The organism is Planktothrix tepida PCC 9214, from assembly GCF_900009145.1.
In the GTDB taxonomy this organism is placed as follows: Bacteria; Cyanobacteriota; Cyanobacteriia; order Cyanobacteriales; family Microcoleaceae; genus Planktothrix; species Planktothrix tepida.
Genome location: NZ_LN889813.1, coordinates 54,270 through 66,134, shown reverse-complemented (window position 1 = coordinate 66,134; position 11,865 = coordinate 54,270). Strand labels below are relative to the sequence as shown.

9 protein-coding genes are annotated in these 11,865 nt (G+C 36.8%); 8 read left to right on the top strand and 1 reads right to left on the bottom strand.

The window, feature by feature from the left end:
- The first annotated feature begins 46 nt into the window (after positions 1–46).
- The 8 genes from ctaD to PL9214_RS22950 all read left to right on the top strand — a co-directional run bounded on the left by ctaD (position 47) and on the right by PL9214_RS22950 (position 11,591).
- Complete coding sequence (gene ctaD / locus PL9214_RS22985; protein ID WP_072721307.1) at positions 47–1,819, top strand: cytochrome c oxidase subunit I; 1,773 nt, start codon at positions 47–49, stop codon at positions 1,817–1,819.
- A 78-nt stretch (positions 1,820–1,897) separates the two neighbouring features.
- Entirely contained in the window at positions 1,898–2,521 is a 624-nt protein-coding gene (locus PL9214_RS22980) for a cytochrome c oxidase subunit 3 (protein WP_072721306.1), read from the top strand.
- Positions 2,522–2,652: 131 nt separating this feature from the next.
- The gene (locus tag PL9214_RS22975; protein ID WP_245824342.1) at positions 2,653–3,957 is read left to right on the top strand and encodes a hypothetical protein; all 1,305 of its coding nucleotides are present in this window, start codon (positions 2,653–2,655) and stop codon (positions 3,955–3,957) included.
- Positions 3,958–4,259: 302 nt separating this feature from the next.
- Positions 4,260–9,110: a WD40 domain-containing protein gene (locus PL9214_RS22970; protein ID WP_072721304.1), complete on the top strand. Its 4,851-nt coding sequence runs from the start codon at positions 4,260–4,262 to the stop codon at positions 9,108–9,110.
- Between the two features lie 47 nt (positions 9,111–9,157).
- Positions 9,158–9,589 (top strand): NUDIX hydrolase, encoded by a 432-nt coding sequence (locus tag PL9214_RS22965; protein ID WP_072721303.1) that lies wholly within the window; start codon positions 9,158–9,160, stop codon positions 9,587–9,589.
- Between the two features lie 141 nt (positions 9,590–9,730).
- Complete coding sequence (locus tag PL9214_RS22960; protein ID WP_072721302.1) at positions 9,731–10,339, top strand: type IV pilin-like G/H family protein; 609 nt, start codon at positions 9,731–9,733, stop codon at positions 10,337–10,339.
- Positions 10,340–10,345: 6 nt separating this feature from the next.
- Complete coding sequence (locus PL9214_RS22955; RefSeq protein ID WP_072721301.1) at positions 10,346–11,119, top strand: sterol desaturase family protein; 774 nt, start codon at positions 10,346–10,348, stop codon at positions 11,117–11,119.
- Positions 11,109–11,591 (top strand): rhodanese-like domain-containing protein, encoded by a 483-nt coding sequence (locus tag PL9214_RS22950; RefSeq protein WP_072721299.1) that lies wholly within the window; start codon positions 11,109–11,111, stop codon positions 11,589–11,591. The genes PL9214_RS22955 and PL9214_RS22950 overlap by 11 nt, the downstream gene beginning before the upstream one ends.
- Before the next feature lie 19 nt (positions 11,592–11,610).
- Here PL9214_RS22950 and PL9214_RS22945 read toward each other — a convergent pair whose 3' ends face one another.
- The gene (locus tag PL9214_RS22945; RefSeq protein WP_072721298.1) at positions 11,611–11,814 is read right to left on the bottom strand and encodes a hypothetical protein; all 204 of its coding nucleotides are present in this window, start codon (positions 11,812–11,814) and stop codon (positions 11,611–11,613) included.
- Positions 11,815–11,865: the final 51 nt, after the last annotated feature.

Sequence of the window (11,865 nt, the reverse complement as noted above, 5' to 3'; positions counted from 1 at the left end):
AACTCTTACACTGATAACTGATAACTGATAACTGATAACTGATAAAATGGCACAAGCACAACTAGATCTCACGGCTAATGTTCCGAAACCTCATCATGAGCAGGAACGACGTTGGCAAGATTTTTTTGGTTTTAGTCACGATCACAAAGTCATCGGGATTCAATATCTCGTGACGGCATTTTTCTTTTATTTAGTTGGGGGTGCTTTAGCAACGGCGGTTCGCACGGAACTAGCAACTCCCGATCCTGATTTTGTCAGTCCTGAACTCTACAACAGCTTATTTACGGTACACGGAACCGTAATGATCTTTTTGTGGATCGTTCCGGCGGGTGCAGGATTAGCCAACTATTTGATCCCCTTAATGATTGGGGCTAAAGACATGGCGTTTCCCCGGTTAAACGCTGTTGCCTTTTGGTTAATTCCTCCCGGCGGTACTTTGTTATTGGCAAGTTTCTTATTTGAATCTCCCAAAGCAGGCTGGACATCCTATCCGCCTCTGAGTTTATTGTCGGGTAAAGTTGGGGAAGAAATTTGGATTCTCAGCGTTTTATTGTTGGGAACTTCTTCGATTTTGGGGGGATTAAATTTCGCGGTGACGATTTTTAAAATGCGAATTCCAACTATGGGGCTCAACGATATGCCTCTATTGTGTTGGGCAATGATCGCCACCTCTGCTTTAATTCTTCTATCAACTCCGGTACTCGCCGCGGCGTTAATTCTCTTATCTTTTGATTTACTCGCGGGAACCAGTTTCTTTAACCCCACTGGGGGCGGTGATCCCGTTGTTTATCAGCACTTATTCTGGTTTTATTCCCATCCGGCGGTCTACATCATGGTTTTACCCTTTTTTGGGGTAATTTCTGATGTTCTGCCTGTTCATGCCCGCAAACCGATTTTTGGGTATCAAGCGATCGCCTATTCCAGTTTAGCCATTAGTTTTTTAGGCTTAATTGTTTGGGCGCACCATATGTTTACCAGTGGAACTCCGGGTTGGTTACGGATGTTCTTTATGATCACGACGATGATCATTGCTGTACCCACTGGAATCAAAGTGTTTGGCTGGTTAGCGACGATTTGGGGGGGTAAACTGCGTCTCAACAGTGCCATGCTGTTTGCGATGGGGTTTATTTCCACCTTCGTGATGGGCGGTGTCACCGGAATTATGGTGGCTTCGGTTCCCTTTGATATTCACGTTCACGATACCTATTTTGTCGTGGCGCACTTCCACTATGTTCTGTTTGGGGGTGCGGTGTTTGGGGTGTTTGCCGCAATTTATCATTGGTTCCCGAAAATGACGGGACGGATGATGAACGAACCGTGGGGAATTGTTCACTTTGTCCTCACGTTTGTGGGTACAAATATGACCTTTATGCCCATGCACGCTTTAGGATTACAAGGAATGCCCCGTCGGGTGGCGATGTATGACCCCCAATTCACAACGTTGAATCAGGTTTGTACCATTGGTAGTTATATTTTGGCTGTTTCGACTATTCCGTTCTTAATTAATGCGGCGTGGAGTTGGTTCAAAGGGCCAAAAGCTCCTGATAATCCTTGGGAAGCTTTAACCCTAGAATGGATGACATCTTCTCCTCCTCCGATTGAAAATTTCCTTGTTACTCCCGTTCTCAAAACTGGGCCCTATGACTACGGAAGTCGCAAAACCCTAGCCATTCGTCAACGGTTAAAACAAATGGCTGGAGCGCGTCCCAAAGAAGTCGGTGTTCCCATGTCTCAAGCCAAATCTTCTACAGTATTTACAGACGACCGTTCAACAACGGTTGTTGAACCCGAAAAAGACATTAATGATCCTAGTCATTAAACAACATCGGGAACTCGGAATCAATTTCTTCCCTGTTCCCTGTTCCCTGTTCCCTGTTCCCTTTTATTGAGTCAATTCATGCAAGGTTCAGCAATTAACGAGTCTCAAACCGTTCTTGGATACGAACAGGAGGCCACCGCCTCTGGACATGAACACGAAGAACACCCCGATTTACGAATGTTAGGGGTTGTTGTCTTCCTGATTGCAGAGAGTATGATCTTTTTAGGCTTATTCTCTGCTTATCTAATTTATCGAGCCATGTCTCCCGTTTGGCCCCCGGAAGGCACTGAACGAGAATTATTGCTTCCAGCGATTAACACGGTGGTTCTGATTTCGAGTAGTTTTGTTATGAACCAAGGAACTGCCGCTATTAAGAAAAATGATGTTGCGGGGTTGCGGAATTGGTTTATTGCTACGGCGATTATGGGGTTAACCTTCTTAGCTGGCCAAGCCTATGAATACAGTCAGTTAGCTTTTGGATTAACCACTAATTTATACGCCAGTTCTTTCTATGTGTTAACGGGGTTTCACGGGTTGCACGTTACCTTTGGAGTCTTGTTAATTTTAGCCGTTCTTTGGCGGGGACGCAAAGCCACTCATTACAGCAAACAATCCCATTTTGGCCCGGAAGCGGCGGAATTATATTGGCACTTTGTTGATGTGGTTTGGATTATTCTGTTTATTTTGTTGTATCTGTTGTAAATCTGATCCCAAATCAACGTTATCCTCAAACCCCCTCCGGGGTTTTTTTATTGTCAATTTGGGGTCACGATGAATATGATCAAGATTAATTCCCTGAAACCTTTGAAACCGAAAAGGATAATCTGGATATTGTGAAAGGTGAACTTTGTGAACGGGATGTTGAAGCGTTAACGGTTCATCATTGTTATATTCTCACCTTTCTGACAACCACTATAAAACTAACTAAGGAGACATCATTGATGAATAACGATCATTTAGAACAAGCTAAAAACAGAAAACAAGTCTTTGATAAGTTTCTTCAAATTGAACAAAAAGTCGGAGCAAATGCCGATAAACTTGCTTTTTTAGATCGGGGAATTGAACAATCTAAATATAAAAATAGTATTCCCAATTATTCTCAATCTTTAACACGAAAACCCTTACAATATACCTCCTATCCCGTTTTAGGTAACATTCCTTATATTGATGAACAAGGTTTAGATTTTCTCCATCCTCAAATTGAAGAAGCTTGTATTAGTTTAGGAAAATTTGAAGCGGGGGAACTGAAGACTATTTGGATGGGGAGAAATCCGCTCAAAACCGCACAATTTTGGAGTTCTACTAAAATTATTCCGGTTGTGAATACTTTAAGTAAAATTGATCAACTCTTTCCTCAAGGGGATATTAAAAACTTAGATTTGAAAGATGCCAAAAATATAACGGTTAAATTTCCCCTGGATTTAGCTATTCAAGATATTGTCAGCTATCAAGAAAACTTGGCAACGTCTAACTCCTTAGCAGCACTTTTTAAACGGTTTGAAACTCGTTCTAATTTGGAAGCCTGGTTTCAAAAAGTTACAGGAAATTCCACTTTGAAATTTCAAGGAGATTATGGAGAACAACCCACAATCCAAAATCCGATCATTTTTGATCGAACTACTCAAAATACCCTGATTAAAGCTGTTACAGACACTCCTAAAGGTGACAATTTGGTCTCAGCTTATGATCTAACTCGTTTGATTTCTTTGATAGGGTGGCACGCTTATCTTCCTGCGGAATGTCAACTTCCTAACCTGCAACAAAAAACATTAAATTCTTTGATTTTAGCCATGGGTCAAGATACGGCTCGTTATGTAGATGTTGCGTTAGAAACCTTGGGAATTCAAGAAGTGATTACGGCTCCAGTTATTCTTTCTAAAATGGGTTATGGAAATAGTGAAACTCGGCAAACTGTAGAAGCTTGTTATATGGCATTTGTACAGTTTATTGACCCGTTAGCTTTAGGTAACGGAAAATCGGCTCAATTTCGGACTTTAGCACTCACCTTAAGAGGGGTAATTCCCGTAGCTAATTTTAATGATTGCACCCCAGAAGCGTTGCAGTTAGATGCTCGGATGGCGGCAGAAGTCACAGAAATTATGCGTCGTGTTATTACAGAAGAATTAGATGCACTCTAATCAAACCCATCGGGAGTTAAAGGAGATGTCATTATTTCCCCTCACCCGTTAGAATAGAACAATCAAGACCACTGCATTCATGAACAAACTGAGATTGTAATTTTGGGTGCATTTCAGTTCCTGACTTGAAGAATCAATCGCTGTACTCAGTAAATAGGGATAAATAAACCTAAAAGAATCAATAATTTTAGGGTGTAAGGATCTACAAGAAAAGGGTTAGGTCATTTACAGAACTTAAACTTCCCTATTTAAAGACTGAGTATAGTCATGATCATGATGAGGAAGAAAAAAACCCAAAATTTATGCAAGAAATACAACAAATAAATCAAAATTCTTTAAAAACTTTAAATCGTATTTTTGAAAGATTTAATGATGATTTTTCTTTGATTTTAGCTCACTGCAATCATGGGATTGTTAAAGAAATAATTATTAAACAATTGCAACATCAACATCCTAACTTAATTAAATCTGTGGTTTTAGATTCCGAGGTTATTAATGTTTATAACGCTTTAGTACAAGTCATTGACGCAGAACCAATACCACCTCAAGGTTTAATTGTATCCGGTTTAGAATCTAACGAACAACTGGATCTTTTGATTAAAATCATGAACCAAATGCGCGAGGAATTTCGTCGTCAATTTCGCTGTCCTTTAGTCTTTTGGGTAACGGATTCTCTGTTACACACTTTAATTCGGTTAGCTCCTGATTTTTATAGTTGGTCAACAGCACTTAAGTTTGAAATTAGTACAGAAGATCTATTAAATTTTATTCAAGAAACCGCAGATCAAGTTTCTGCTAAAGTGTTAGATAGTGGTGCGGGTATTTTTTTAAATAATTCTTATTTTAATTTAGAGTTAGGTTCTCCATTAAGATTGGAATTAGAAGCCGCTTATCAAGAATTACAGAAACGGGGAGAACCTTTAAATATTGAATTAGAAGCAAGTTTAGAATTTGTATTGGGTCGAGTTTCTGAGCATTCTGATCAAGTCGCCTTAAAACATTATGAACGCAGTTTAGAACTTTGGCAACAAACTAATAATTTAATTCGTTATGGTCAATTATTATTTTATATTGGCTTTTGGTGGCACAGCTATGGCATTTTACATCGAGCCGAAAAAGAATATGCTTATGAGCAAGCTAATTCTTATTATACTCAATCTATTCAAACCTTTAAACGGGCAAATCGTTGGGATTTAGTGGCTAAATTTATTAATGCTTTAGCGGATGTATTATTCGGATTAAAAAAATGGCAAGAATTAGAAACCGTAGCCAAAGAATCTATTTATTATAACCGCATCTATACTTATCCTTTTCGAGAAGCACGAGGATATCATTTTTTAGCAGAAGTATCTCTGGCTAAAAGTTGTTGGCAGGAAGCCAAAAATTTAGCTGAGAAAGCACAAAATTTATTAGTTCAAACCGCCTCTAATTATCATCCTCAAACCTCGGATGAACAGTTGATTTTAGATTGGGAAACCTGCTATCATCAGGGATGGTATTTGGTAGCTCTAGCGCAAGCCAATCAAAAATTAAAGCAATCTCAAGATGCCATTAAAATCCTAGAAAAAGCTCAAGCTCGAACCAAACCCCAATATGACCCCGACCTTTATATTCAGATTTTACAACTATTACATGATTTGTATTTTGAAAAAGGGGAATATTTAAAAGCCTATGAAATTAAACAAAAACGTCGGGAAATTGAGCAACAATTCAGATTAAGAGCTTTTATCGGAGCCGGACGACTCGGACATATTCAAACCATTAGTAATCCCGGTTTACCTCCTATGAAAAACGAAAAAATTATTAATCCTGAAATTACCGCATCGGGTCGTTTATCAGTTGTGAATTGGTTATATGAACGGATTAGCCGAAATGATTGTAAACTAACGGTGATTTATGGACAGTCTGGAGTAGGTAAAAGTTCAATTTTACAAGCCGGTTTTATTCCAGAGTTGCGGAAAGCGTCTTTGGATACTCGTCGTTTTATTCCGGTTTTACTGCAAGTTTATACTAATTTGAATCAAGACTTTTCTCGTGCTTTCACCAAAGGCATTAGAGAGGTTAAAAATATTGACTTAGATTCCTCAGAACTGAATAGTCAAGCCGTAATATTGGAACAAATTAGAAGTTTAGTTAATCAAAACTTTTGGGTGGTGATTATTTTTGATCAGTTTGAGGAATTTTTCTTTGCTTGTAAAGATCAACAACAACGACAAAGCTGTTACCAATTTATTAAAGAGTGTTTAGATATTCCTTATGTTAAAGTTGTTTTATCTTTGCGAGAAGACTATATCCAATATTTATTAGAATGTACTCGTCAAGGATATTTAGAAATTATTGGAAATAATATTTTAGATCGAAATATTCTGGCTTATATTGGCAATTTTACACGGGAAGAAGCTAAATCGGTGATTCAAAGTTTAACCGAAAGAACACAATTTGTCCTCGAGCCTGCATTAATTGAGGAATTAGTAGAAGATTTAGCGGAAGACTCAGGAGATATTCGACCCATAGAATTACAAGTAGTGGGTTCTCAACTTCAAACGCAAAGAATTACCACCTTAAAACAATATCAACAAGCGGGACGAAAACAAAAGTTAGTTGAAGATTATTTAGATGAGGTAATTCGAGATTGTGGTTCAACGAATAAAAGTTTAGCTGAGTTAGTGCTTTATTTATTAACCGATGAAAATAATACTCGTCCTTTAAAAACCCGTGCAGATTTAGTCAGAGAAATTAAAGAACTAGCAAACCATTTTGAAAATATTAATGAAAACTTAGATACGGTTCTCAAGATTTTTGTTTTGTCAGGTTTAGTCTTTATTTTACCAGAAATTCCTGCTGAACGATATCAACTGGTACATGATTATTTAGTCAGTTTAATTCGTCAAAATCGCAGTTTAGTTATTTTAGAAGAATTAGATATAGAGCGGAAAAAACGCAAACAAGCGGAAGCCAAAAATAAAGAACTCTGGCAATTGTTTATTCGTTCAATTATTATTGGCAGTGGCATGGCACTTTTATTTACTCTCGCATTAGGGTTTTGGAGAATTTCTGAAGGCAAAAATAAACAAGTTAATTTAGCGTTAGAAAATACTAAATATACGGCTTTAACAACCGAAAATAACCAGCTTGAAGCCTTATTAACTTTAGTCACCGCCGGAAAGCTTTTATCCCCCCAAAGACCTAAATCTGCCATTGAACAAGAAACCCAGAGTAAATTAAGTCTTGCTGTTCAAGTCATTCAAGAGCAAAATATTTTAGATGGACACCAAAAAAATAGTGTTTTAAGTGTTAGTATTAGTCCTGATAATCAATTGATTGCTTCTGCGAGTGATGATCAAACCATTAAAATATGGACTCCTAAAGGTAAATTGATTAAAACTTTAGAAGGGCATCAAAAATCTGTTTGGTTTGTTACCTTTAGTCCCAATAGCCAAATCATTGCCTCTGCCAGTAAGGATAATACCATAAAACTATGGACAAAAAATGGAATTCTAATTAGAACATTACAAGGACATACTGATGAAGTCAAATGGGTTAGTTTTAGTCCCGATGGTCAACAAATTGCCTCTGCTAGTAAAGATAAAACGGTTAAAATTTGGAGTTTAGACGGTCGCCTCCTTCAAACGTTAAACGGACATCAAAAACCTGTTTTGAGTGTTGTTTTTAGTCCCAATGGTCAACTAATTGCTTCATCGAGTGAAGATGGCATCATTAATCTTTGGACTCGTCAGGGAAAACTTATTCAAACAATTAAGGCTCATTCTAAACCGATTTGGAGCATTAGTTTTAGTCCAGATAGTCAAATTATAGCATCTGCTAGTGATGGTAAAACCGTTAAATTATGGAATCGTGACGGTCAATTAATTAGAACTTTAGAAGGACATCAACAGGCTGTTAATAGTGTGGCTTTTAGTCAAGATAGTCGTTTAATTGCAACGGGAAGTACCGATGAAATGATTAAAATCTGGACAAAAGAAGGCTCATTGATTTCTAGCCTTCAAGGACACAAAGATAGTATTAATCAAGTCAGTTTTTCTAAGCAGGAAGAAAGGTTATTTTCTGCTAGTAAAGATGGTACTGTCAGAATCTGGAATTTAAAAGCATTACCTAAAATTATCCAATTGAAGGACTATAAAATTTATAGCAGTAGTTTTTCTCATCAAAATAGTAACTTAGTGGCTTCTCCTGGTCGGGATTTACGCATAAAAGATGATACTAAAGATGATGTTGTTGTCTTATGGACTTTAAATGGAGAGGTACAGAAAACTTTCAGGGGTCATCAAAATACTGTTAATAATGTTAGTTTTAGTCCTGATGGTAAAAGCATTGCATCCGCTAGTCAGGATAAAACAGTTAGAATTTGGAACATAGATAGTGAAAAATTTATAACTCTCCCTCATCAGTCACCTGTTTGGAGTGTGGTTTTTAGTCCTGATAGTCAGTTAATTGCAACGGCTAGTGATGACCAGAGTATTAAGATTTGGGATATTCACGGAACTTTAAAACAAACGTTTAAAGGTCATCAAGGCGCAATTAATGACTTAAGTTTTAGTCCCGATAGTCAAATTTTGGCTTCAGCCAGTGAAGATAAAACTGTGAAATTATGGAATGTTAATCAGAAAAATTTGATTCCGCCGTTAACAGGTGCACAAATTCGATTTAATTCTGTGAGTTTTAGTCCCGATGGTCAATGGATTGCAGCCTCTAAAGATGGAGAATCGATTGCCATTTGGAAAAAGCAAAATTCGGCGTGGAAACCTTTACAAACTTCTGTTGTTTTAGGAAAACATTGGAAACCAATTTATGAAGTTAATTTTAGTCCTAATAGTAAAATTTTAGCTTCTGCTAGTGCAGATGGTACAATTAAGCTTTGGGATGTTAATGGAAGTTTAATTACGACTTTAAAGCCAAGTTTAGAACCTATTTTATCCGTTAATTTTAGCCCGGATGGTCAAACATTAGTAGGACTTCAAAAATCTGAACCTAGTCGAATTAGTATTTGGAAAATTGATACTAATCAAATCAATCAAGACACTGATAGCTTGCTAACTCAGGCTTGTATTCAGCTTAAAGATTATTTAGAAACAAACCCTAATATTAGTGGCAGAAATAAAAAGATTTGTGATGAGTTTAAGAGTTCTCCTTGAAAAACTGGATTTTATCGGCTATTTTTGAGTAAACTCTTTCTTCCGCTATGTCTAAATCAAGTAAAATTCGAGTTTTAGCACTAGGATTGATTCAAAATGGCGATCGCATTTTTGTTTCCCAAGGCTATGATCCCATTAAAAAACAAACCTTCTATCGAGCATTAGGAGGAGGGGTTGATTTTGGAGAATTGAGCCTTGATGCCTTAAAACGAGAATTTCAAGAAGAAATTCAAGCGGAATTAACAAATATTCACTATTTAGGATGTTTAGAAAATATTTTTGTGTATGATAAAAAGAGTCAACATGAATTTATTCAACTGTATCGATGTGATTTTGTTGATGTCAAATTTTATCAACTGGAAGAACTAGAATTTGTGGAAAAGAAACGTAAGAAAAAAGCGTTATGGGTTCCTTTAGAAGATTTTAAGTCAGGAAAATTAGTTTTATTTCCCGAACAGTTTTTACAATATTGTGAGTAAGAATTACTGCAAGGTAAATCGTAATTATCTAATATTTACACTTGAAATGTAAAGTTTTGTACAAAGTTGCAGAGATTGTCAAAATTTCCCTGACCATTTGCTAGAGTCAACAGGAAATAGACTATTAAGGGAGACGAAACTATGCAACTTAAATCCAAACCCTCTAAATCTGCACCCTTAACCACTTCTGAAGAAAAAATACTAGAAAATTCAACTGTAACGTCCCGTCAAAAAACTCTAAAGTTTGCCTTATTTTTGATGAAATGGCTTGTCTTTGGTTCATTGACGGGAATTTTAGCAATTTTAGCCTTAATTACCTTGGCGGTGATGATAACACCCGTTAGCAATTGTGCCAATACAGCTAAAAGCAGTGAAGCCAAACAATATTTAGGTTCTATTAATAAAGGACAACAAGCTTTTTTTGCTGAAAATAGTCGCTTTTCTAATCAGATTGAGCCTTTGGGAATAGGCATTAAAACCCAAACAAATTCCTATCAATATTCAGTTCGCACTACTAAAAATGCAGCCTTTAGCTATGCTCAACCTCTTCCTGAAGCGAAAGGTATCAGTGGCTACATAGGTGCTGTTTTTTTAATTTCTCCTCCTTCCAAAACCAATCATTCTGATTTAGGGACAACCCAATCAATTATTTGTCGAGTTCCTCCCAACGAACGTCAACTTGTCCCAGAACCGATCTTAAAAAATGGGATTCCTACCTGTGTTGAACCTTCAGTTAATATTAATAAATAAAGCTTTATGTTAATCCTTGAGCTTTTAAAGGGGTTACTGATTCTGGGTCTGATTTTTATTCCCCTAGAACAGTTGTTTTATTTGCACCGTCAACGAATTTTTAGACCCGGTTGGTTAACAGATCTCACCTATTTTTTTATCGGTCATTTTGTGGGAAAAGTAGGATTGTCTTTGAGCTTAGGAATAGGAACTATTTTAGTTACTCCTTTATTACATCTCAAATGGCAAGAGACAATTTCGGCTCAACCCATTGTATTCCAACTGATAGAAGCAATTGTGATTGCAGATTTAGGGTATTATTTTGCTCACCGATTGTTACATACGGTTCCTGAGTTGTGGAAATTTCATGCTGTACATCATAGTATTGAATCCATTGACTGGTTAGCAACGGTGCGAGTCCATCCAGTAGATCAAATATTTACCAAATTTTTCCAAGTAATCCCTTTAGTTATTTTAGGGTTTAGTGCTGAAACTTGGGGAATTTATGCCTTATTTTCGGTCGTGGTTGCATTTTATATTCATGCCAATATCCGCTTAAAAATTGCAGGATTAAAATGGATAATTGCAACTCCTCAATTTCATCATTGGCATCATATTCAAGAAGCAGAAATGGAAACCAGAAATTTAGCAGCACAATTACCCTTGATTGACTGGCTATTTGGAACTCTGTATTTTTCTCCATCTAAAATTCCTAATTCCTATGGAATTAAACAATCAATTCCGAGGGGATATTTAGGACAGTTAATTTATCCGTTTCGGAGATATGACTATGAATCCTAATTTTAACATTAAGACGAATAAACGCTGGTTTTATCCTTTAGTTCTGATATTAATGGTTCTAGGAGTGGGTATGATTTCATTAACGTTGATTGCCAAAATGAACCATTTAGATGTTGTGACTTTTGTAAAAAGCTTCAATACCCCTGAAGTAACGGTAGAAGAACTGAGCCAAAAAGATTTGAAATCTGTGATTTTTATTGATGTGCGATCGCCTGAAGAATATGAAGAGGATCATATTCCTAATAGTATTTTAGTTCCGATCACTGAAATTGAACAGGGAAAAGGAATTGAAAAAATCCAAGAAATTGCTAAAACCTATAGCATTTCTCCTGTCGAGAAACCAACTTTAATCCTTTATTGTCAATTAGGCCCCCGTTCTATTAAAGCCTATCAAAAATTAGAAAAAACTGGATTAAATTTAGTGGTTTTGCAAGGAGGAATGACCGCTTGGCGTAAACATTTTAAACTCTAATTTTTGTGTGGCTTCTATATTAATCAACTACTCTTAACCATCCCCGATGTAACCGAGTAATAATTTCACTAATTTGTTGACACTCTTTTAAGCCTAAAACTTGGTCAGAAAAAATTAAAGACGTTAATCCTTGTTGGTCAGCGCGAGTAATTTGACCTGTGGCGTAAATTTTGTTAACAATACGCTGAATCTCAGTAGATGTACCTAATGATACTTTATTCATCCTTCCCTCTTCAAGCAAATGCTTATTAGTACACCCTTCTAATTCCCTATC